A 22,153-nucleotide genomic window follows, 5' to 3' on the forward strand; every position below is an offset into this window, starting at 1 on the left:
AAGGAGGCACGCATGGGACAGACTCCGGTGCCGGTTCTGCCCGCAGGGGTGATGCAGGCCGACGCGCCCGCGATCCGGCTCACCAAGGCCCCGGTGGACCGCTGGCACGACGTGGTGGACCCGGTGTGGGCGCGGGTACGCAACGAGGCCGAGGAGGCCGTGGCCCGCGAGCCGCTGATGGCCGCCTTCCTCACCGGCGCCGTGCTCGGCCAGCCGAGCCTGGAGGCCGCGGTGGGCCAGCGCATCGCCCAGCGGCTCGACCATCCGGACATGCCGGCGGTCGTCATCCAGGCCGCCTATCTTGAGGCCACCACCGACGACAAGTTCATCTCCCAGGCCCTGCGAGCCGATATCCTGGCCGTGGTGGACCGCGACCCGGCGGCCACCCGTGCCCTGGAGCCGCTGCTCTATTTCAAGGGCTTCCACGCCATCCAGGCCCACCGCCTCGCCCACTGGCTGTGGCAGCGCGGGCAGTATGACTTCGCGCTCTACCTGCAGAGCCGCGTGTCGAGCGTGTTCACGGTGGATATCCACCCGCAGGTGCCCATGGGCCGGGGGATTTTCCTCGACCACGCCACCGGCGTCGTGATCGGCATGACGGCGGTGATCGAGGACGACGTCTCCATCCTGCAGGGCGTCACCCTGGGCGGCACCGGCAAGGAGACCGGGGACCGGCACCCCAAGATCCGCCGGGGCGTGCTCATCGGCGCCGGAGCGAAGGTGCTGGGCAATATCGAGGTGGGCCGCTGCGCCCGCGTCGCCGCCGGCTCCGTGGTGCTGAAGCCGGTGCCGCGCAACACCACGGTGGCGGGCATCCCGGCCAAGGTGGTAGGCGAGGCGGGCTGCGCCGAGCCCTCACGCTCCATGGACCAGGTGTTCGAGGACATCGCCATCTTCGCCGGTGCCGATATCTGACGAGAGCGCGCAGCGGTGGTCGGCCACCGCTGCGATATCTGGGATTTGCGTGCGATGATGCCTTGAATGCGCCCCTCTCGGCGGCCATAACGCGGCCTCGCGGACCTCAGGAGGCCTCATTGGAAAAGAAAGATTTCGAAAGCATTCAGCGGTACATGCGCAACCTGTTCGGCAACCCGCAGATCAAGGTGATGGGCCGCCCGAAGAAGAAGGATTCGGCCGAGGTCTACATCGGCGACGAATTCATCGGCGTGTTGTTCGAGGACAAGGAAGACGGCGAGCTTTCCTACAACTTCCAGATGGCCATCCTCGACACCGACCTCGAGGACTGAGCCCTTCCTCCCCCCTTCCCGGTACCGGCCGGCGCGCGGCACCGCGCCCCGGTGACACGCAGTCCTCATGTTGCTGAGGTAGGTCCTCCAGGGCGTACCGGATGAGGGAGGGGCAGATGGACGGGCCGGACAAGGCGCGCGGGAGTTCGTATGAGCAGGATTCCGCTGCGCCTCCGGCGCACGGGGTGGAGGCTGGTGCCTCCGGCCATGCACCGGGCGATCGCGCCCCACTCCATCCTGCGTCCGCCGGCGCTCTGCACGACCACGGGGGCCATGCTCATGACGGCGATGGCCATGACGGCGCAGGCGGCCACGCGGGGCACGAGGCCCATGGCCATTCCCATGATGGCCATTCCCATGGCGGCCACGCCGGGCATGTCCACGCCATGCCGCAATCACTGCGGGCTTTCGCCATCGGCGCCGGGCTGAACTTCGCCTTCGTGATCGTGGAAGTGCTGCTGGGCCTGTGGGCGGGCTCGCTCGCCCTGGTGGCCGATGCCGGCCACAACCTTTCCGATGTGCTCGGCCTGCTGCTCGCCTGGGGCGCCGCCTGGCTCTCGCGTCGCGCGCCTACGGCCCGGCGCACCTTCGGCTACGGCCGCTCCTCCATCCTCGCCGCCCTCGCCAACGCCATCCTGCTGCTGGTGGGCACCGGCGCCATCATCATCGAAGCCCTCTCGCGCCTGGACGACCCGGAGCCGGTGAAGACCGGCGTCGTCATGATCACGGCGCTGGTGGGCGTCGGGGTCAATCTCGGCACGGCCATGCTGTTCATGTCGGGGCGCAGGAGCGACCTCAACGTGCACGGCGCCTTCCTTCATATGGCGGCGGATGCGGCGGTGTCGCTCGGTGTGGTGGCGGCGGCGGCACTCATCGCGCTCACCGGCTGGCTGTGGCTCGATTCTGCGGTGTCGCTGGTGATCGCGGTGGTCATCGTGGTGTCGACCTGGGGCCTCGCGCGCGACAGCGTGAACCTTGCCCTCGACACCGTTCCCGCCCACATTGATCGCGATGCGGTGGAAGCCTATCTCGCCGGCCTGCCCGGGGTGAGCGAGGTGCACGACCTGCACATCTGGGGTCTTTCCACCACCGAGGCGGCGCTTTCGGCCCATCTGGTGCGCCCCGGTGCGAGCCTGGACGATGCCTTCCTGCAAGATGCCATGAGTGGCCTGAAGGCGCGCTTCGGCATTTCCCATCCCGTGCTGCAGGTGGAGGAGGGGCGGATGGCCTGCGCCCTCGCTCCGGCGGACGTGGTCTGAGCCGACAGCCAAGCCAGCGGCTCCGGTCTTCGACCGCGCCACGTGGGTTCATCCAAGCCCCGCTTGGGCTTGACCCATGCTCCATGGGCCGCGCCCCGGGAGCCCTGGTGTCAGGCGGCCTTCACGGGCGGCAGGCCGTCCAGGGCCTCCCTGGCGACGGGCGAGAGCCCCTCGCCGCCGGTGGCCACGTGCTCGGCGATTTTGGCGCGCATGCGCGGGTCCCAGAATTTGCGGATGTGGGTGCGCGTTGCCTCCACGGCGGCGTCGTGCGGCTGCTGGGCGAAGGCGGTGGCGATCTGGTTCGCCATGTAGACGAGCTTTTCCGAAGTACTATGCGACATGGGTGTGCCGTTCGTCAGCGCTGGCGAGCGCGATGCGCTCGGGGTGGGTGAAGATCTCGAATCCGTCCGCGCGCACCACGGCGCACAGGGTGATGCCCGCCGCCTCCGCGGTGCGGATGGCGAGCGAGGTGGGGGCAGACACCGCGGCAATGACGCCGGTGCCGAGCACGGACGCCTTCTGCACCATCTCGATGGAGACGCGGCTGGTGAGCAGCAGCAGCCCGCGGGATGTGTCGAGCCCGCGCAGGGTGACAAGGCCCACGAGCTTGTCGAGGGCGTTGTGCCGGCCCACGTCCTCCGCCAGGGCCAGGATGCCCGCGCCCGGCTCCGCATAGGCGGCGGCATGGACCGCGCGGGTCTCGTGGTTGAGCGCCTGCAGGGGGCCGAGCGCCGCCATGGCCGCCAGGATCTCCGCCGGCGCAAGGCGCAGCTCGCAGGTGACGCGCGCGGCCGGCTTCACGGCCTCGGCGAGGCTCTCCACCCCGCACAGGCCGCAGCCGGTGGGCCCCGCCAGGGCCCGGCGGCGCGCGGAGAGGGTGCGCATCTTCTCCTCGGCGATCCAGATGCGCGCCTCGATGCCCTCTTCCACCACGATCTCCTCGATGGAGAGGATGTCGGCGGGGGCGGCCACGATGCCCTCCGTGAGGGCGAAGCCGAGGGCGAAGGCCGGGATGTCGGCGGGGGTCGCCATCATCACGGCATGGGTGGTGCCGTTGAAGGTGAGGGCGACGGGCGTCTCCTCCGGCACCGCGCGGGTGCCGCCGCCGGCCACGCCCTCGCGCACCTGCACGCGTGCCACGCGCCGGGAAGGCGGCGGCGGGGGCAGGTCCTGCGGCGTGGCGCAGGAGAGGGGCGTTTCCGGGGTGTCGGTCATGGCGGCGCCTGGCTCGATCCTCACGCATTGCGGGTGCCGGCACCTCGCTCCCCAGGGAGAGGAGAGCGCGGCGCTTCACGCAGGGCCAGCGCCGATCCGGGATGCCGCCCCACCCGCGCGAGGGACGCGGGCGGGAAGGATGCGCCCCGTTCGGGCGGCCGGGCCTTACTCCGCCGCTTCGGCGGCGACGCGGCGGCTCTTCTTGCTCAGGTCCTCATATTCCTCCTGCCACGGCGTGGGGCCGTTGGAAGGCGAGACCTGCACCGCCGTCACCTTGTATTCCGGGCAGTTGGTGGCCCAGTCGGAATAGTCGGTGGTGACCACGTTGGCCTGGGTCACCGGGTGGTGGAAGGTGGTGTAGACCACGCCCGGCGCCACCCGTTCCGAAATCACCGCCTTCAGCGAGGTGGCGCCGGAGCGGCTTTCCAGCTTCACATGGTCGCCTTCGCGGATGCCGCGGTTCTCGGCGTCGAAGGGGTGAATCTCCAGCACGTCTTCCGGGTGCCAGGCCACGTTCGCGGTGCGCCGGGTCTGGGCGCCCACATTATACTGGCTGAGGATGCGCCCGGTGGTGAGCAGCAGCGGGAAGCGTGGGCCGGTCTTCTCGTCGGTGGGCACGTATTCGGTGAGCATGAACTTGCCCTTGCCGCGCACGAAGCCGCCGATGTGCATCACCGGCGTGCCGGCGGGAGCCTTCTCGTTGCAGGGCCACTGCACCGAGCCCAACTCCTCCAGCTTCTGGTAGCTCACGCCGGCGAAGGAGGGGGTGAGGGCCGCGATCTCGTCCATGATCTCGGAGGGATGGGCATAGTCCATCCTGAAGCCGAGCGCGTTGGCCAGCATCTGGGTCACCTCCCAGTCCGCATAGCCGTTCTTGGGTGCCATCACCTTGCGCACGCGCTGGATGCGGCGCTCGGCATTGGTGAAGGTGCCGTCCTTCTCCAGGAAGGTGCAGCCGGGCAGGAAGACGTGGGCGTAATTGGCGGTCTCGTTCAGGAACAGGTCCTGCACCACGAGGCATTCCAGCGCCGCGAGGCCGGCCGAGACATGCCTGGTGTCGGGGTCGGACTGGAGAATGTCCTCGCCCTGCACGTACATGCCCTTGTAGGTGCCCTCCACCGCCGCATCGAACATGTTGGGAATGCGCAGGCCGGGCTCGTCGTCCAGGTGCACGCCCCACAGGGCCTCGAAGGAGGCGCGGGTGGCATCGTCGGAGATGTGGCGATAGCCCGGCAGCTCATGGGGGAACGAGCCCATGTCGCACGAGCCCTGCACGTTGTTCTGTCCGCGCAGCGGGTTCACGCCCACGCCCTCGCGGCCGATGTTGCCGGTGGCCATGGCAAGGTTGGCGATGGCCATCACCGTGGTGGAGCCCTGGGAATGCTCGGTGACGCCAAGGCCGTAATAGATGGCGCCGTTGCCGCCGGTGGCGTAGAGGCGGGCGGCGCCGCGCACCAGCTCGGCGGGCACCTGGGTGTATTTCTCCACCGCTTCCGGCGAGTGGCGCTCATCCGCGACGAAGGCCGCCCATTCCTGGAAGTCTTCCCAGTCGCAGCGCTCGCGCACGAACTGTTCGTTCACCAGCCCCTCGGTGACGATCACATGGGCCAGCGCGGTGACGATGGCGACATTGGTGCCCGGCTTCAGCGGCAGGTGGAAGGCCGCCTCCACATGGGGCGAGCGCACGATGTCGGTGCGGCGCGGGTCCACCACGATCAGCTTGGCGCCCTCGCGCAGCCGCTTCTTGAGGCGCGAGCCGAACACAGGGTGCCCGTCGGTGGGGTTGGCACCGATGATGAGCACCACGTCCGATTTCTCGACGCTGTCGAAATCCTGGGTGCCGGCGGAGGTGCCGTAGGTCTGGGAGAGGCCGTAGCCGGTGGGCGAGTGGCAGACGCGGGCGCAGGTGTCCACATTGTTGTTGCCGAAGCCGCCGCGGATCAGCTTCTGGACCAGGTAGGTCTCCTCGTTGGTGCAGCGGGAGGAGGTGATGCCGCCCACCGCGCGCCGGCCGTACTTCTCCTGGATGCGCTTGAACTCGGAGGCGGCGTAGGCGATGGCCTCCTCATAGCTCACTTCGGTCCACGGCTCGTGGATGGAGGAGCGGATCATGGGCTTCAGGATGCGATCCTGGTGGGTGGCGTAGCCATAGGCGAAGCGGCCTTTGACGCAGCTATGGCCCCGGTTGGCCTTGCCGTCCTTGTAGGGCACCATGCGCACCAGCTCGTCGCCGCGCATCTCCGCCCGGAAGGCGCAGCCGACGCCGCAATAGGCGCAGGTGGTCACCAGCGCATGCTCGGGCGTGCCGATCTCCACCATGGACTTTTCATTGAGCGTCGCGGTGGGGCAGGCCTGCACGCAGGCCCCGCACGAGACGCATTCCGAGGTGAGGAACGGCTCGCTCATACCCGGCGACACCCGGCTGTCGAAGCCGCGGCCGGAGATGGTGAGCGCGAAGGTGCCCTGCACCTCCTCGCACGCACGCACGCAGCGATTGCAGACGATGCACTTCGACTGCTCATAGGTGAAATAGGGGTTGGACTCGTCCTTGCGCAGCTTCGTGTGGTTCTCGCCCTCGTAGCCGTAGCGCACGTCGCGCAGGCCCACGACGCCGGCCATCTCCTGCAGCTCGCAGTCGCCGTTGGCGGAGCAGGTGAGGCAGTCCAGCGGGTGGTCGGAGATGTAAAGCTCCATCACCCCCTTGCGGATCTGCTTCAGCCGCTCGGTCTGGGTCTTCACCACGATGCCCTCGGCCACCGGCGTGGTGCAGGAGGCGGGCGTGCCGTTGCGGCCCTCGATCTCCACGAGGCACAGGCGGCAGGAGCCGAAGGCGTCCAGCATGTCGGTGGCGCAGAGCTTGGGGATCTGGTTCCCCACCTCCATGGCCGCGCGCATGATGGAGGTGCCTTCGGGAACGCTCACGCGCATGCCGTCGATGGTGAGGGTAACGAGCTTCTCGGACTTGGAAGCCGGCGTGCCGTAGTCGATTTCGGTGTCGAGGGACATCTGGCGTTCCTCCGGATTATTCTGCGGCGGCCGGCAGGCTCGGCGTGTCGCCGAAGTCTTCCGGGAAATGGTTGAGGGCGCTCAGCACCGGATAGGGGGTGAAGCCGCCCAGCGCGCACAGCGAGCCGAGCTTCATGGTGTTGCAGAGGTCGCGCAGCAGCACGAGATTGGCGTCGCGCCGCTCGCCGGCGATCACCTTGTCGAGGGTCTCGACCCCGCGGGTGGAGCCGATCCGGCAGGGCGTGCACTTGCCGCAGCTCTCATGGGCGCAGAACTCCATGGCGAAGCGCGCCATGCCGGCGAGGTCCACGGTGTCGTCGAACACCACGAGGCCGCCGTGGCCGATGAGCGCGTCCTTGGCCGCGAACGCCTCGTAGTCGAACGGCGTGTCGAACTGGGAAACCGGCAGATAGGCGCCGAGCGGCCCGCCCGCCTGCACCGCCTTCACCGGGCGGCCGGACTGGGTGCCGCCGCCGATGTCATTCACCAGCTCGCCCAGGGTGATGCCGAAGGCGGTCTCGAACAGGCCGCCATACTTCACGTTGCCGGCGATCTGGATGGGCATGGTGCCGCGCGAGCGGCCCATGCCGAAGTCGCGATAGAAGGCGCCGCCCTTGTCGAGGATCACGGGGATGGTGGCGAGCGAGACGAGATTGTTGATGACGGTGGGCTGCTGGAACAGGCCCTTGTGGGCCGGCAGCGGAGGCTTGGCGCGCACCAGGCCGCGCTTGCCCTCCAGGCTTTCCAGCAGCGCCGTCTCCTCGCCGCACACATAGGCGCCCGCGCCCATGCGCATCTCCAGGTCGAAATCGACGCCCGAGCCCAGGATGTTCCTGCCCAGCAGGCCGGCGGCGCGGGCCTTCTCGATGGCCTTTTCCATCACCACGAAGGCGAGGGGATATTCGGAGCGGGAATAGACATAGCCGCGCGTCGCGCCCACCGCGAGGCCGGCGATGGTCATGCCCTCGATGAGGCAGAACGGGTCCGCCTCCATGATGAGCCGGTCGGCGAAGGTGCCCGAATCGCCCTCGTCCGCATTGCAGACGATGTAGCGCTGGTCGGACGGGGCGGCGGCGACCGTGCGCCACTTGATGCCGGTGGGGAAGCCGGCGCCGCCGCGACCGCGCAGGCCGCTCTCCACCACCTCCTCCACCGTGGCGGAGGGGCCGATCTCGATGGCCCGCTTCAGGCCGCGATAGCCGCCGTGGGCCTCGTAGTCGGTCAGGGAGAGGGGGTCGATGATGCCGATGCGGGCGAAGGTGAGCCGCGTCTGCTTCTTGAGATAAGGCAGCTCGTCCACCAGCCCCACGCACAGGGGGTGGTCGGCGCCGTGGAGCAGGCCGGCGTGCAGCAGGTCCTCGACATCGGAGGGCTTCACCGGGCCGTAGCCCACGCGGCCCTTCTCGGTTTCCACCTCGATCAGCGGCTCCAGCCAGAAAAGGCCGCGCGAGCCGTTGCGGGTGATGTCGGCGGTGACGCCGCGGGCGAGCAGCTCATGCTCCAGCTTGCGGGCGACCCGGTCTGCGCCGCAGGCCATGGCCGTGGCGTCGTTGGGCACGAAGATGCGGGGGGATTTCATCACGCGTCTCCGAAGCTTTTGCCGTGGGCGAAGGCATCGGCCATCTCGTCGATGGCGCCATGGTCGAGCCGGCCCACGAGCTGGCCGTCCACCAAAGCGGAGGGCGCGCAGGCGCACAGGCCGAGGCAGTAGATGGGCTCCAGCGTGATCTTGCCGTCCGGCGATGTCTCGCCCATGCCCACGCCGAACTTATCCTCCGCATAGGCGGCGAGCGCCTTGCCGCCCATGGACTGGCAGGCCTCGGCCGCGCACAGCTTCACCACGTGGCGGCCCGGGGGCTCGCGGCGGAAGTCATGGTAGAAGGTGAGGACGCCGTAGACCTCGGCGCGGGAGAGATTGAGGCTCTCCGCGATCATGGGCACGGCCGGATCGGGCACAAAGCCGAAGGTTTCCTGCAGCGCGTGCAGGATGGGCATGGCGGCGCCTTCCAGGTGCCGATGCTCCGCGATCACCTGAGCCGCGCGCTCGGTGCTCCAATCCTCAAAGACCGCCATGGGCGTCCGCCTTCCCGCGTCAGACTGTTCATCGGGGCCGCTCGGGCGGCGGCCCTTCCTTGTGATGATTTCAAACAGACTGTCACAAAAGCGGCGCCGATCAATGCAGCCGTGGGATGGTGCAATAGAACATTTCTATGAAAGATGCCGGGCGCGGGGGTGCGCTCGCGGCGTTATCAGCCTCCAGGCTGCGACAAATGGGACATCGCCGCGCCGGAAGCCCAGTCTTGATCGGACTTTTCTATGTGTACCCGCGTGCGCGGGCGCTGACCCTACCGCATCGCGGCAAGGGCAGGATCGGCCAGCACCTGCTGGTCCAGCTTCGGGGCGATGCGCCGCGCCTCCGCCACCAAGGCGGAGATGACCGGCGTCGTCGGCTCGCGGTGAGGCACTACGAGGCCGATGGAATGGGAAATGTCGGGATCGCGGATGGGTATGGAGCGCACCACCGAGGTGAGGCCCAGGGAATCCGCCAGCATGGCCGGCATCACGCTTGCCCACAGGCCGGTGCGCACATGGGTGAACAGCACGGTCATGGAATTGGATTCCAGGGTGGGCTTCGGCTGCGGCCCGGCTGCGGCCAGAAGGCCGTCCACGATTCGGCGGTTCTGCATGTCGGGCGTGAGCAGGGCCAGCGGCAGCTCCGCCACTTCCGCCCAGCTCACGCTGGAACGGTCGCCGAAGCGGGCATCGGCGGCGGTCACCAGCCGGTAGCGCTCCCGATAGAGGGGCACCGTGTTAACCCGGCCCAGGGGCTCGTTGTCGAGATAGGTGAGGCCGGCATCGATCTCCAGGTTCTCGAGGTCGCTCAAGATCTCCAGTGAGGTGCGGGAGATCACCGTGAAGCGCACGTCCGGGTGGCGGGCGCGGAAGGGGGTTGTGAGCGCCGCCACCATGGGCAGGGCGGTGGGAATGGCGGCGATGCGCAGCGGGCCGGAAAGGCCGCGCTTCAGGGCGTCGATGTCCTGCCGCATGGCGCGCGCGTCGGAGACGATGCGCCGCGCCCACTCCAGGGCCCGCTCGCCCTCGGTCGTGAAGCCCATGAAGCGCGATCCACGCTGCACCAGCAGCACGCCCAGCATGTCCTCAAGCTGTTTGATGCCCGCGGAGAGGGTGGGCTGCGTCACCCCGCAGGCTTCGGCCGCGCGGCCGAAGTGGCGTTCACGGGCAAGGGCAATGAGGTATTCGAGCTTGTCTATCATCCCCGCCATATCAGGGGTGCGGGGGAGGTCGCGCAACTCTTCTTCTGCGTTGCGCCGCAGCGAATGCGCGGGGGCGCCGCAGCGTGCCGCTTCTCTCGGATTCGTGAATGGGAAAGGCGGGAACTTCGCGGGTGGCGTCAATCTTTTCTTAACATCTGCGTGCCGGTGCGGCGGATCGGCAGCGGGTTGTTCATGGAAAGCACAAGTCTTGGAAACACGAGTCTCGCCCTTCGTCGCGCGTGGCGCGCGAAGGCTGGATGAAGGATTCCCGCCATGGCTTCTTCGGTGTCCCGTCCTGTCCCGTTCCCCGCGTGCCCTCCCTCGTCCTTCCGGCGGGGGGAGGATGATGGCGTCGCGCGCCGCGCCTCCCTGCTCGTCTCGCTGGTGGGGGTGCTGTTCGCCGCGGTGCTCATCGCCACGCCGCCCCTCGCGCTGCTGACGGCGCCGTCGGACATGCCGGCGACACCGGCGCCGCACACGGGCCTCACGGTTTCGCAATTCGCCTGAGCATGGGATGGCCGCTCCCCGACTGAGGCTGCCCGCGCGCCGCGCTTCCGCGTGGCGTGAGGCAGCGGCGTGCCTCATGACATGAGCGCAGCCCATGGGCGTCGCCTGCCTCGGCCGTGTTCGCTGGTCCTGGCCGCACCCGTGGTGGGCCGGGCCGCGAGCGCGGGCCTGGGTCAGCGGCGCATGAACACGCAGTCGTGCCCTGCGCGGTGATGGGGCTGCGGGGCGCAGGCCCTGCGGCTTCCTATTCGGCCGCCTGCCGGGGCTCGTGGAGCAGCGCGCGGATGCGGCCCGCGAGGGTGGCATCGCCGGCGGGCGCATCGGCCACCAGCGCTGGGATGGGGGAGGCGGACCCTTCCACCTGGGCGGTGAGCACCACCACCTTCGCCGCCAGCTCGGCCAGCGCCGCCCGGAGGGCGGTGTCCGCCGCATCCGGCGCGGAGCCCTGGCCGGATGTGCCCGGCCGGGTGCGGTCCAGCTCCAGCGTCGCGATGCGGGCGCGCTCGGCGGCGAGCCGGCTGTCACGGGCAGCGACGGCGCCATTCAGCCGCTCGATGTCAGCCTGAAGGCGCGCCACGATCTCGTTGGCTTCCGTGAGGTCGGTGAGGTGGGCGACGCGCTCGGCATCGAGCTGGCCACCGGCGGCGGCGTGGTCGGCCACCTGGTCCTGCAGCTCGCCCACCAGGACCGCCTGCTCCGCGTTGAGGCCCTCCAGCCGGCGGGCCCGGTCTTCCAGCTCGCCATTGGCGCGCTCCAGCTCCACGATTCTCTGGCGCTGGTGCTCGATGGCCGAGGCGTGCTCGGTGATGGTTTCGCGCATGGCGTCGGCCTTCAGCTCCAGCCGCCGCTGGTTGAGCGCGAAGAAGGCGCGCTGCTGGTCCTTGTCCGCCTGCACCTCGAACAGGGAGACGGGCACCGCCGCCTCCACCCGGCGCGTGGTGAGGCGCACTGCCCGGTGCCACACCGCCGGCAGGACGAGCAGAGCCACGAGCGTTGCGATGAGAACGCCCAACGCGAAATACATGATCTGCTCGATCACGTCGGCCCTTGTCCTTCAGCTTGGGTCCGCCACGCCGGACCTCTCAACCATTCATGCCAGAAGTGCGCGCGGCGCACCAGTGCGGACGCCGCGCCGGCCCCCCCCCGCGCGGCGGGGATCAGAACGGATTCCACGTGGGGTTGGGCGTGAACTTCAGATAGCCCAGGTTCGCGCCCAGCCGCACGCCCACGCCCGAGCGGATGGGGACCACCACGATACCGTCCGCTCCCAGGGCGGTCATGCCGAAGCCCGCCACCACATAGGCCGAGCCGGAGAGGCCGGCGAACCGGCGGAAGACATCGTCCACGCTGCGCAGGTTGTAGACGAGGATCATGGTGCGGGCGCCGTCGCCGCCGAAATCCCAGCCCACCGAGGGGCCCTGCCAGTAGACCTTCAGGTCGCCGGCGTTGCGGGTGTAGAGCACGCCCTCGCCGTAGCGTAGGCCGCCCACGAAGGCGCCGGAGCCCTCCTGCCCGAGGATGTAGCCGTTGGGCTGGCCCCATTGCGACACGGCCTTCTCGATGGAGAGGGCAAGCCCGCGCGAGACGCTGCCGAAGAAGGAGTGGCCCTTGCTCACCAGCTCGCCGGTGGAATAGGTGGCCGGCGCCTGCTGCTGGGCGGCAGCCGGCGTCGCGGCAAGCATCATTCCGCCGGCGGCGGCGAGGCCCGCGGCCAGCACGGGGGCGAGAAGGGCGCGGCGCAGGGCGTTCGGAAGGAAGCTCGATGAGAAGCGCATGATGGGATCTCGCGATGGGCTTCGGGACCGCGGGAGCCGCGATTCGAGCCCCCATTATTCTCAATACTGTGACCGGCGGAAGGCGTGGTGGCGCAGTGCCGCTGCACGCTGGCTTCTCGTTTATTCCCCGGTTGGCTGGGGCAGGGCGCCCGCGCCCCACGCGAGGAAGCCGCGCACCTTGAAGCCGTCCGCGCCATGCCCGTAAGTGAGGGGGCTGCCATCCGGCCGGGTCACCCGCCCGCCGGCCGCCGCCACCAGCGCATGGCCCGCCGCGCAATCCCACTCCATCACCGTTCCCAGACGCGGGTAGAGGTCCACTCGCCCCTCCGCCAGGAGGCCGAACTTCAGCGCCGAGCCGGCCGGGATGTATTCGGCCACGGGATAGCGCGCCACCAGGGCGTCGGTGGCGGGGTCGCCGTGGGAGCGGCTGGCGGCCACCACCAGCGGGCCGTCCGGGATGGGGCGGCACGAGATGGGAGTCCAGTCCTGGGCGTCCACCGGGGCGCCGGGCGCGCGCAGCGCCCGGAAGGCGCCGCCGGGGCGTCCGGCGAACAGGGTCGCCCGCGCCGGGGCATAGACCACGCCCAACACCGGCGTGCCGTCTTCCACCAGGGCGATGTTCACGGTGTACTCGCCGTTGCCGGAGATGAACTCGCGGGTGCCGTCGAGCGGGTCCACCAGGAAGAAGCGGCCGCCGCAGGCCACCTGCGCGCCGGCAGAGACCGCTTCCTCCGCCACCACGGGTACGCCGGGCGCAAGCTTCGCCAGCGCGGCGCAGATGATCTCCTCGGCCGCGCCGTCGGCGGCGGTCACGGGGCTCATGTCCGCCTTCAGATGGGCGTCGATGCCATCAGCCTCGATGCGGCGGATGGCGACGCCGGCGGCGAGCGCCGCCTCCGCGAGGCCGGCGAGCAGCGAGGCATCGGTAGGGGCGGGCGGGCGCGGCGCGGCGGCGGGGGCCGGATCGGATGCGGTCATGGCCTTCTCATAGTGGGCGGGCCGGCGGCTGTCGACGGCGGCTTGTGAGCGGGGTCCGGTCGGGTGTATCAGAGCCAACCCTGCACCCCCTGCGGTTTCCTTCCCCGCCGGGCCGCGCTCCGCGGCCGGCCGGTGGTGGGATCGCACCACGCCCGGAACCCCGACCATGTCCGACGTGACGCCGACCGCCGTGACTGCTCCCGATGCGCTGCTGCCCATCTCCGCCATGGAGCTGGCCGCGCTGCTGTGCTCGCGGGTGTGCCACGACGTCATCAGCCCGGTGGGCTCGATCGTCAACGGCATCGAGGTGCTGGAGGACGAGAACGCCGCTGACATGCGCGAGGCGGCGTTGGAGCTCATCGCCAAGAGCGCGCGGCAGGCCTCGGCGCGGCTTCAGTTCACGCGCCTCGCCTTCGGCGCCGCCGGCTCGGCCGGCGCACAGCTCGACCTCGGCGACGCCGAGCAGGTTTCTCGTGGCATGATCGAGGATGACCGCACGCGGATCGAATGGCTGCTGCCGCGCGAGTTCCAGGCCAAGAACAAGGTGAAGCTGCTGCTCAACCTGATGCTGCTGGCCGCCGCCTCGGTGGCGCGTGGCGGCGTGGTGCGGGTGACCGCGGAAGGAGAGGGCGAGGCCATGGGCTTCGTGCTCGCCGCCAGCGGTCCCAAGGCGCGCATTCCCTCAGGGGCGGAGGCGCTGGTGGCGGGCGAGGTGCCTGCCGGGGGCCTCGCGGCGCAGGTCATCCAGCCTTATTACACGGGCCTCCTCGCCCGCTCCTGCGGCATGATCGTGAGCCTCGGCCAGGGCGACGAGGTGGTGACCTTCACCGCCCTCGCGCGATAAGCGGAGCGGGATTGTCGCCAGCGGCCGGCGACGCCGGCCGCCAACGCAAAATGCCCCACCGGCGGGTGGGGCATCGGGACATGCGAGGAAACTTCTGAAAAAGGGGGCGGCCTCTAGACCGCCATGCGCTCGGCACCCAGGACCGGCTCGCGCAGCACGTAGCCGCGGCCCCACACCGTCTCGATGTAGTTCTTGCCGGCGGAGGCGTTCGCGAGCTTCTTGCGCAGCTTGCAGATGAACACGTCGATGATCTTCAGCTCGGGCTCGTCCATGCCGCCGTAGAGATGGTTCAGGAACATCTCCTTGGTGAGGGTGGTGCCCTTGCGGAGCGAGAGCAGCTCCAGCATCTGGTATTCCTTGCCGGTGAGGTGCACGCGGGCGCCCTCCACCTCGACCGTTTTGGTGTCGAGGTTGACGATGAGGTCGCCGGTCTGGATCACCGACTGGGCATGGCCCTTGGAGCGGCGCACGATGGCGTGGATGCGCGCCACCATCTCGTCCTTGTGGAAGGGCTTGGTGAGGTAGTCATCGGCGCCGAAGCCGAAGCCCTTCACCTTGTCTTCCGTATTGGCGAGGCCGGAGAGGATAAGTATGGGGGTCTTCACCTTGGCAACACGCAGGTTGCGAAGGACTTCGAACCCGGACATATCCGGCAGGTTCAGGTCGAGCAGAATAATATCATACTCGTATACTTTGCCGAGATCGACGCCCTCCTCACCGAAGTTCGTCGTATAGACGTTGAAGTTCTCGGTCTTGAGCATCAGTTCGATGCCCTTAGCCGTCGCACTGTCGTCTTCGATGAGCAAGACGCGCATGGCAATCCCTTTCCTCGCAACTGACCGGAAGGCGGCTATGCCGACTTCCGTTGCTCGGCCGACGGGGTGATTCGCGTTACGTGTGGGGAATCGATAACAGACCTCGATTCTCGCGGACAAGGCCTTGTGAGAAAACAATTGTGCACGGCTTCGAAGAGCGAATCGCCGCCAAGCACTTAACTGTTTTGCCCTGGCCTTCCAGTCCCCGTTCCACCCGTCGCCGATCACCTACCGGCAGCTTTCGAGCGGGCAGCTGGCGCCCCTCGCTCGAACCGTGGAGCCATGATTAACGAAGGCGGTAAACGATTGGTTTCCGCCGGGCGATCCGGTGCAATTTTCCGCAACGGAGCGCTCGACGGTAAGAAAGGGGCAACCGCGAGGCGGCATTGTGGCGGTCGTTGAGGGGTCCGAGGGTGCTCGGGCCGGGTTGCGTCATTGCGTACCGGAGTTGACGGCGATGAAGTCGCGAGAGCCCTTGATCCGCGCCAAGAAGTTTCAGATCGACGATGCCCGCCGGCGCCTCGCTCAGATCGACGCCATGATCGCCGATTTCGAGCGCATGGCGGTGGATCTCGACCGCGACATCGCTACGGAGGAGGGGCGCTCCGGCATCGCCGACCCCAATCATTTCGCCTACCCGCCACTCGCCACCGCCGCGCGCGGCCGTCGCGACAACCTGCGCCGCTCGGTGGAGGACCTCGCCGCCCAGCGCGAGGCCGCCAGCGCCGTCCTGGCGGAGGCGGAGGCTGAGCTGGCCCTGGCGGAAGCCGCCGGCGACCTCGACCGCACCGTGAAGCCGGAGATGGGCGGCCGCCGGGGGACGTGGCGCCACGCCGATTCGTCGCGGGCCTGAGGGTCCTTCCGGGCGAAGCGTTCGCCCTGCTGTGATGTTCCCCTGGTTTTTCGCCTGCCACCCGGGTTTCAATGGGGTGGCTCGGGTGCCGCCCCGTGGCGCGCAGTGCGCCGGGGCGGGCGCGGGGAATGGGAGGTGAGCCGGCCGTGACGCCCCAACGAGAGCTGCGAGCCCTGCTGGCTGGCGCCGCCGACGGCGCCGCGCGTGAGCGCGTCTACGCCCTGACATCGCCCAAGCTCTATGGGCTCGTGCTGCGCCTGGTGCGCCGGCCCGAGCTGGCGGCCGAGGCCATGCGGCGGACCTATCGCCAGATCTTCGCGCGGGCCGAGGCCCTCGGCGCCGAGCACGACCCCCTGGCCGCCATGGTCGTCATTGCCCGCGGGGCGGCGCTGGACGTGGCGCGCGAGCATGGCGGCATCGATGCCTTCGAGCCCTTTCGGGTCGCCCAGGCGGCCGAGGACCCCCTGGCCATGCCGGAGCGGAGCAAGGGGCTGATGCGCCTGCTCGCCGGCCTCGGCACCCTTTCGGAGGAGCGCCGGCGGATGATGCTCCTCGCCTATTATGACGGCTGGACCAAAGAGGCGCTGGGCGTCTATTTCGACGTTCCGGCCGCCGGGGTGCGCGCCTGGCTCGGCCGCAGCATCCAGCAGCTCGCCACCGCGCTCGGGATGCGGGCATGACGCGCGACGAGCTTCTCGCCGCCGAGTTCGTGATCGGCACGCTCGATACGGAGGAGCGGGCGGAGGTCCGCACCCGCATCGCGGTGGATATCGCCTTCGCGGCGCGCGTGCGTGCCTGGGAGAAGGCGCTTGCGCCGCTTTACGAGCTGGTGACGCCGGTGGCTCCGCCGCCGGGCCTCTGGCACATCATTTCCGAAGACCTGGACGACACGCGCGGCGGGGTGCTTGCCGCCCTGCGTGGACGGGGACGCAAATCGCAGGAAACAGCGGCCGAGGCCGTGCCTGCCACCACCCCCGCTTCCGATGAAGGTCGGGCGAAGCGGCGCAGAGGGGGGAAGAGCGGGGCCCTGCAGACACCGTTCCGCGCGGTAAAGGGGCTGGTGCGCGGGCTGCGCCGGCAGGCGCCCGCCAGCGAGGCGCCCCCCGCGCCGCCGGAACCCGCCCTGCCTTCTGAGCCGCAAACGCCGCCTGTGACGCGCGCCCGGCCAGCATCCTCTGCGGCGCGCGTCAGGGTGCCTGCGCCGGAGGTCGGGCCGCTGGTGGCGTCCACCGGGCAGGCGGCGGCGGCAATGGCCGCGCCGCCGGTGCTGGTGCCTGCACCGGTGGCTGCCACGCGGCCTGGCGTCGCAGTCTTGCCGGAACGCGTCGTCGCGCCCGTGCCGGAGGTGGCGCCCGCGCCCGGGGACAGCGCCGGGGGCGAGGCGCCGGCCATGCCTGCGTCGCCCCTCGAGAGCCGCGCGCCGGGCGCCCCTACGCCCGAGACTCCGCCGACCGATGCTGCCGCCGGCGCGACGCTCGAGGCTCCCTCCGGTCCTGTTCATGATGATTTGCCGGCCGATGCCGGCTCGGGCTTGGGGGAGCTGCCGCTTCTCCTGTCCTTGGAAGAGATCATCGCGCCTGAGCCGCCGCCCCATACCGATACCGGGGATGACGCGCCGCCTGCCGGTGCTCCGGCCGTGGACGCACCGTTGCGAGAGGTCACTGCTGCGCGCGAGCCGGCGGCGGACGCAAGGGAAAGTGACGACGCGCAGCGTCTCGCCGCCGCGACGGAGGAGACTCCAGACGCGTCGAGGGGGGACGGCATCTCGGACCCCGCGACATCGGCGGATGCCAGCGGGAGCGATGAGGCTCCGGCCGCGCTGCTCGGCGCGGGGCTGGACGGGCGGCCGCAGGAGGATGTTGGCGCGCCCGAAGCGCCGGCCTCGGCGGACGCCAGTGGGAGCGATGAGGCTCCAGCCGTGCTGCTTGGCGCAGGGCTGGACGGGGGATTGCAGGAGGATGTTCCCGTGCGCGAGGGGCCGGCTTCGGCGGCTGCCGGTGTGCGCGATGAGGCTCCGGCCACGCCGCTCGGCGCGGGGCTGGACGCGCGACCGCAGGAGGATGTTGGCGCGCCCGAAGCGCCGGCCTCGGCGGACACCCGTGGGAGCGATGAGGCTCCAGCCGTGCTGCTCGGCGCAGGGCTGGACGGGCGATCGCAGGAGGATGTTCCCGCCCGCGAGGGGCCGGCTTCGGCGGCTGCCGGTGTGCGCGATGAGGCTCCGGCCACGCCGCTCGGCGCGGGGCTGGACGGGCGATCGCAGGAGGATGTTGGCGCGCCCGAGGCGTCGGCCTCGGCGGATGCCCGTTGGGGCGATGAGGCTCCGGCCGCGCCGCTTGGCGCAGGGCTGGACGCGCGACCGCAGGAGGATGTTGGCGCGCCCGAAGCGCCGGCCTCGGCGGACACCCGTGGGAGCGATGAGGCTCCAGCCGTGCTGCTCGGCGCAGGGCTGGACGGGCGATCGCAGGAGGATGTTCCCGCCCGCGAGGGGCCGGCTTCGGCGGCTGCCGGTGTGCGCAATGAGGCTCCGGTCTCCCCGCTCGGCGCGGAGTTGGGCGGGCAACCGTTAGGTCCCCCAGCAGACGCGGAGGAGGGCGCTCCGCCGCCGGCGGTCACGGCCCCTGAGCTCCTCAGTATCGTGGAGGCGGCCGCGGCCGCCGCGCCTCTCTCCGAATCCGCTGCACCGCTAGCCGAACGGGCCGAGACCCGAGGTGATGAAGCGCCGAAGCCCGCCGGTCCCGAAGCGCCGGCTGAGCCGAGCAGGCCGGATAAAGGCGCGGCACCGAACGCGGAGGCGGACACTTTGCCCGCCGATGGGGCGGCGGCCGCTCCGGCAGCATCCGCAGATGAAGTTCCGGAAGGTGCTGCGGAAGCCGCTCCGCTCTCCGAGCAGCCCCCCGAGGAGCCCCGCTGGGTGCCAGCATGGCCGCTTCTGAGCCGGGGACCAGTGAAGCAGGTGATCCCGGCCATGGTCGGGCCGAAGGGTGCGGCGCGGGCGCAGCGCGTGGCTATCGCTCCTCGGGCGGGGGAGGACGCCGCTTCCGAGGCGGCGCCGGCGCCCGAGCGGCAGTCGCGGGATGAGCCGGCGGATCCCGGTATCGCGGTGGCAGAAATACCGCCCATGCCCTCTGTCCGCCCGGTGGAGAGGGAGGGCGTCGCCGCTCAGGAAGATGACGGCCCGCGCCCGAAGGGGCCGGTGCCGGCCGCGACGCCATCTGTCGAGGCGCAGGATCGTCCCGAGGAAGCGGGAGCACCGGCCCGCCCCGCGGCGGACGGCGGCGCGTCGGACGACAACACTTTGCCCTTGCGGCGGCTGGAGCCGGAGCCCTCCGTTTCGCGCTACCGGCGGTTGCTGTGGGGCGCCCTCGCACTGGTGGCCGCCATTGGCATCGCCCTCGGCTCGGACCTGTTCGCCCGCTGGCGCGGAGATGGCGTGCCGCAGCCGCGGACAGTGACCTTGGCGCCCGTATTCGTGGCCAATCCGCCGCCCGCCGTGCGGCTGCGGTTTGATCCGCGCACCGGCCGCGCGGAGGTGCGGGTGGATGCGCCGCCGGCCCCGCCGGGACGCATCTACAGCCTGCGCCTGCGGACGGAGAAGGCCGGCACCCACCTCTTGGGCACCTTCGCGAGCAGCTTCGATGCGGTGGCGGACCTGGGGCTGCTCCTGGGCGGCAACCCGCCCGGCAGCGCGCGGTTGTCCGTGACCCTTGATTCCCTCGATGCCCCCGGCGTCCCCGGCGAGGAGGTCTACGACAGCCGGATCGTGGAGTGAGGCCCTCGGCTGCGGCGGCTGACGGGTCGAAGTCGGGATCACCGTGCCGGGCAGGTCGGCGGCGAGCCCCGCGCCTCAGGCCGAGGCGCCGGTGACGTCCGCGCGGGGGGTATCCTGCCGGTAGGCAGCCGGCCAGGCCGCCGCGAGCACCCGGTTCCGCCCCTCGCCCTTGGCCACGTAGAGGGCCTCGTCCGCGGCGCGGATCAGGCTGGAGAGGGCGGGCACCGCCTGCCCGTCGGGATGCAAGGTGGCGACGCCCACGGTCACGGTGGCGTTCACCGGCAGGTCGACGACGCAGGAGAGCTCCCGTTCGGCAACGCGGCGCAGGCGCTCGCCCACCTCGCGGCCGGCGACGGCATCGGCACCTGGCAGAAGGACGCAGAATTCCTCGCCGCCCAGGCGGCCGATCACGTCGCCGCTGCGCAGCCCGCGCGCGGCCGCTTCCGCGAAGCGCCGCAGCACTGCGTCGCCCACGTGGTGGCCGAAGCGATCATTGATGGATTTGAAGTGGTCGAGGTCCACCATCAGGATCGAGAGCGCACGCTGGCGGATGATCGCCTCGTTGAACAGGTTCCGGCCGCGGCGCAGGGTGGTGCGGCGGTTGGGCAGGCCGGTCAGGTCGTCGGTGGAGGCGAGCCGGTCGAGCACCATATAGAGGGAGCAGAAGTTCCAATTGATGGACAGGCCCACCGCGGCGAGCACGAGCACCGCCTGGAGTGTGCCCGAATAGGCGATCTCCGGGTTGGTCCAACCGCCGGCCACTGCCGCGGCCCGCGCGGCGTGGAGCATCGCCATGATACATATGAGACCGGCGCAGATGCCGCGGGCAAGCGACCAGTCGTCGCGCTCGGGCTGGCGGAACAGCAGGGCCGCTGCCAGCGCGCACCATGCGGTGATGACCAGCGAGGTGATGACGATGCGCTGGCCCAGGTTGTCGCCGGAAAGCATCGACAGGAAAAGCAGCCCCGCCCCCGCCAGCGTGCCGGCGAAGACCGCGCCCAGCATGGGGCGCCTGCCGTCGAACACCCGGATGCCCGCCAGAATGAGGCCGAGGGCCGCGAATACCAGCCCGTTGCCGACGATGACGCTGAGCGCGAGAGGCAGCGCGGGCCTGAGCCCGAGCAGCATGGTGCCGACGGCGGCTGCGAGGTTGCTCACCGCCCAGTAGCGAAGGGCGTGGTTCTGCAGCCGTGGGCTGACGACGAACTGCAGCATGGCAATGAGCCCGCTTATGGCGGCCGACGCGAGAAGGATGGTCGGAACATGGAGCGTCATGCGGGTCGCCAGCGGTCGGTCGAGATAGTCGGTCGAAACGGTCGAGGGGCGTGTGAACAGGCGCTTGAGTGGTCGTCCGGCGCGGAAGGGGCGATGCGCGGGTCGTTCTCCAGGCGGCACCGGCCGCCGCGGGCACGGCGCACGGGCCTCCGCGCACGCGGCGCCCGGACCATGCGGAGCTTCGTGCTCTGACGAAGGCTGTTCTCCCGATCCCGAACGACGCGCCGAAGGAGCTGGCATGAACGTTCATGCTCGATATCATGCGTCCGCCGGCCCGTCGAGCCGAGAGGTGTCCCATGACCGATCCCGTTTTGCCGCGTCCCGTCGACCGGGCCCTGGACCCGTCGTTCCGCCATGGCCAGTCGACGGAGCCGAACTATTCGGGCGTCACGTCCTTCCTGCGCCGGCGCTACGCGCGCGACGGCGGCGGGGCCGAGGTGGTGGTGTGGGGCGTGCCGCTGGATGTGGCGGTGTCCAACCGCCCCGGCACGCGGTTCGGGCCGCGCGCCATCCGCGCGGCATCGAGCATTCTCGATGGCGATCCCTTCTATCCCTTCGGCATCGATCCGTTCGAGCTCCTGGACGTGGTCGATGCTGGCGACTGCGTGTTCGACTACGGCATCGCGGCCGGCATTCCCCAGGCGATTCGCGAGCAGGCGGCGGTCCACTATGGGCGCGGCAGCCACCTCGTGACCCTTGGCGGCGACCATTTCCTCACCTATCCGGTGCTGAAGGCGCTGGTGGCCCGCACCGGCCAGCCGGTCGCGCTGGTGCAGTTCGATGCGCATCAGGATACCTGGGACGACCATGGCGAGCGTGTGGACCATGGCACCATGATCACCCGCGCGGTGCGGGACGGCCTCATTCGCACCGACCGCTCGATCCAGGTGGGCATCCGCACCCACGCGCCCAACACCTTCGGCATCGAGATCCTCGACGCCCTCACCGCCGGGGAGCTCGGGCCTGCGGCGCTGGCCGCGCGCATCGCCGAGCGGGTGGGGGATGCGCCCGTCTATCTCTCCTTTGACATCGATGCCATCGACCCTGCCTTCGCGCCCGGCACCGGCACGCCGGTGTGCGGCGGGCTCACGACCCGCGAGGTCATCTCCACCCTCAAGCGGCTGGGCGGGCTCGATTTGCGGGGCTTCGACGTGGTCGAGGTGTCGCCGCCCTACGATCACGCGGAGGTCACGGCGCTGGCCGGTGCCACGCTCGCCTCCATTTATCTGTGCCTGCTCGCGCAGCGGAAGGCGGAGGGCCGCTCGATCTCGCTCTGAGGGGCGGGCAGCGGGGAACCTTGCGCCCGCCACGAGGATATGGGAGAGCGGCGCCGCT

At 70.2% G+C, this 22,153-nt stretch carries 20 protein-coding genes; 9 read left to right on the forward strand and 11 right to left on the reverse strand.

The genetic code is table 11. The annotated features are described in order from the left end of the window. The first annotated feature begins 51 nt into the window (after positions 1 to 51). From cysE to V5F61_RS08345, 3 genes are all read left to right on the forward strand, one after another. Positions 52 to 915, forward strand: a complete 864-nt coding sequence (cysE, locus tag V5F61_RS08335) for a serine O-acetyltransferase (RefSeq protein WP_393989978.1) — start codon at positions 52 to 54, stop codon at positions 913 to 915. Positions 916 to 1,034: 119 nt separating this feature from the next. Continuing rightward, on the forward strand, positions 1,035 to 1,247 hold the full coding sequence (locus tag V5F61_RS08340) for a DUF3126 family protein (RefSeq protein ID WP_393989959.1): 213 nt from the start codon (positions 1,035 to 1,037) through the stop codon (positions 1,245 to 1,247). Between the two features lie 386 nt (positions 1,248 to 1,633). Continuing rightward, a complete protein-coding gene (locus V5F61_RS08345) occupies positions 1,634 to 2,506 on the forward strand; it encodes a cation diffusion facilitator family transporter (protein ID WP_393989960.1) in 873 nt (290 codons plus the stop codon). A 110-nt stretch (positions 2,507 to 2,616) separates the two neighbouring features. Here V5F61_RS08345 and V5F61_RS08350 read toward each other — a convergent pair whose 3' ends face one another. From V5F61_RS08350 to V5F61_RS08375, 6 genes are all read right to left on the reverse strand, one after another. After that, positions 2,617 to 2,847: a formate dehydrogenase subunit delta gene (locus V5F61_RS08350; protein WP_393989961.1), complete on the reverse strand. Its 231-nt coding sequence runs from the start codon at positions 2,845 to 2,847 to the stop codon at positions 2,617 to 2,619. After that, positions 2,837 to 3,721 (reverse strand): formate dehydrogenase accessory sulfurtransferase FdhD, encoded by an 885-nt coding sequence (gene fdhD / locus V5F61_RS08355; RefSeq protein ID WP_393989962.1) that lies wholly within the window; start codon positions 3,719 to 3,721, stop codon positions 2,837 to 2,839. Before fdhD ends, V5F61_RS08350 begins: the two co-directional genes overlap by 11 nt. 165 nt (positions 3,722 to 3,886) lie before the next feature. Next, positions 3,887 to 6,727, reverse strand: coding sequence for a formate dehydrogenase subunit alpha (fdhF, locus tag V5F61_RS08360; protein ID WP_393989963.1), 2,841 nt, complete (start codon positions 6,725 to 6,727; stop codon positions 3,887 to 3,889). Positions 6,728 to 6,743: 16 nt separating this feature from the next. Continuing rightward, entirely contained in the window at positions 6,744 to 8,306 is a 1,563-nt protein-coding gene (locus V5F61_RS08365) for a formate dehydrogenase beta subunit (RefSeq protein ID WP_393989964.1), read from the reverse strand. Further along, positions 8,306 to 8,800 carry a formate dehydrogenase subunit gamma gene (locus tag V5F61_RS08370; RefSeq protein ID WP_393989965.1) on the reverse strand — a complete coding sequence of 165 codons (495 nt, stop codon included), beginning with the start codon at positions 8,798 to 8,800 and terminating at the stop codon, positions 8,306 to 8,308. Before V5F61_RS08370 ends, V5F61_RS08365 begins: the two co-directional genes overlap by 1 nt. 272 nt (positions 8,801 to 9,072) lie before the next feature. Beyond that, positions 9,073 to 10,002 carry a LysR family transcriptional regulator gene (locus V5F61_RS08375; protein ID WP_393989966.1) on the reverse strand — a complete coding sequence of 310 codons (930 nt, stop codon included), beginning with the start codon at positions 10,000 to 10,002 and terminating at the stop codon, positions 9,073 to 9,075. Between the two features lie 273 nt (positions 10,003 to 10,275). Between V5F61_RS08375 and V5F61_RS08380 the strand changes: the two genes are divergently transcribed. After that, positions 10,276 to 10,509, forward strand: a complete 234-nt coding sequence (locus V5F61_RS08380) for a hypothetical protein (RefSeq protein WP_393989967.1) — start codon at positions 10,276 to 10,278, stop codon at positions 10,507 to 10,509. Positions 10,510 to 10,753: 244 nt separating this feature from the next. On the opposite strand, the gene V5F61_RS08385 is transcribed toward V5F61_RS08380, so the two are convergent. From V5F61_RS08385 to cysQ, 3 genes are all read right to left on the reverse strand, one after another. Continuing rightward, a complete protein-coding gene (locus V5F61_RS08385; protein WP_393989968.1) occupies positions 10,754 to 11,548 on the reverse strand; it encodes a hypothetical protein in 795 nt (264 codons plus the stop codon). Between the two features lie 118 nt (positions 11,549 to 11,666). Continuing rightward, complete coding sequence (locus tag V5F61_RS08390; RefSeq protein WP_393989979.1) at positions 11,667 to 12,194, reverse strand: DUF1134 domain-containing protein; 528 nt, start codon at positions 12,192 to 12,194, stop codon at positions 11,667 to 11,669. Between the two features lie 210 nt (positions 12,195 to 12,404). After that, positions 12,405 to 13,262, reverse strand: coding sequence for a 3'(2'),5'-bisphosphate nucleotidase CysQ (gene cysQ / locus V5F61_RS08395; RefSeq protein WP_393989969.1), 858 nt, complete (start codon positions 13,260 to 13,262; stop codon positions 12,405 to 12,407). Between the two features lie 166 nt (positions 13,263 to 13,428). Here cysQ and chpT point away from each other — a divergent pair, with 166 nt between their 5' ends. After that, positions 13,429 to 14,106 carry a histidine phosphotransferase ChpT gene (gene chpT / locus V5F61_RS08400; RefSeq protein ID WP_393989970.1) on the forward strand — a complete coding sequence of 226 codons (678 nt, stop codon included), beginning with the start codon at positions 13,429 to 13,431 and terminating at the stop codon, positions 14,104 to 14,106. Positions 14,107 to 14,219: 113 nt separating this feature from the next. Here the strand turns inward: chpT and ctrA are convergent, their stop codons facing one another. Next, complete coding sequence (gene ctrA, locus V5F61_RS08405) at positions 14,220 to 14,921, reverse strand: response regulator transcription factor CtrA (protein ID WP_393989971.1); 702 nt, start codon at positions 14,919 to 14,921, stop codon at positions 14,220 to 14,222. A gap of 457 nt (positions 14,922 to 15,378) precedes the next feature. Between ctrA and V5F61_RS08410 the strand changes: the two genes are divergently transcribed. The 3 genes from V5F61_RS08410 (at position 15,379) to V5F61_RS08420 (ending at position 19,543) form a co-directional block, all read left to right on the forward strand. Next, complete coding sequence (locus V5F61_RS08410) at positions 15,379 to 15,774, forward strand: flagellar export protein FliJ (RefSeq protein ID WP_393989972.1); 396 nt, start codon at positions 15,379 to 15,381, stop codon at positions 15,772 to 15,774. A 146-nt stretch (positions 15,775 to 15,920) separates the two neighbouring features. Further along, positions 15,921 to 16,454: an RNA polymerase subunit sigma-70 gene (locus tag V5F61_RS08415; RefSeq protein ID WP_393989973.1), complete on the forward strand. Its 534-nt coding sequence runs from the start codon at positions 15,921 to 15,923 to the stop codon at positions 16,452 to 16,454. Then, complete coding sequence (locus tag V5F61_RS08420; RefSeq protein ID WP_394104026.1) at positions 16,451 to 19,543, forward strand: hypothetical protein; 3,093 nt, start codon at positions 16,451 to 16,453, stop codon at positions 19,541 to 19,543. Before V5F61_RS08415 ends, V5F61_RS08420 begins: the two co-directional genes overlap by 4 nt. A gap of 75 nt (positions 19,544 to 19,618) precedes the next feature. Here the strand turns inward: V5F61_RS08420 and V5F61_RS08425 are convergent, their stop codons facing one another. Further along, the gene (locus V5F61_RS08425) at positions 19,619 to 20,818 is read right to left on the reverse strand and encodes a GGDEF domain-containing protein (RefSeq protein WP_393989104.1); all 1,200 of its coding nucleotides are present in this window, start codon (positions 20,816 to 20,818) and stop codon (positions 19,619 to 19,621) included. Positions 20,819 to 21,114: 296 nt separating this feature from the next. Here V5F61_RS08425 and speB point away from each other — a divergent pair, with 296 nt between their 5' ends. Then, positions 21,115 to 22,095 (forward strand): agmatinase, encoded by a 981-nt coding sequence (gene speB / locus V5F61_RS08430; RefSeq protein ID WP_393989105.1) that lies wholly within the window; start codon positions 21,115 to 21,117, stop codon positions 22,093 to 22,095. Positions 22,096 to 22,153 lie beyond the last annotated feature (58 nt).

The organism is Xanthobacter sediminis, from assembly GCF_043195015.1.
Taxonomy (GTDB): Bacteria; Pseudomonadota; Alphaproteobacteria; order Rhizobiales; family Xanthobacteraceae; genus Xanthobacter.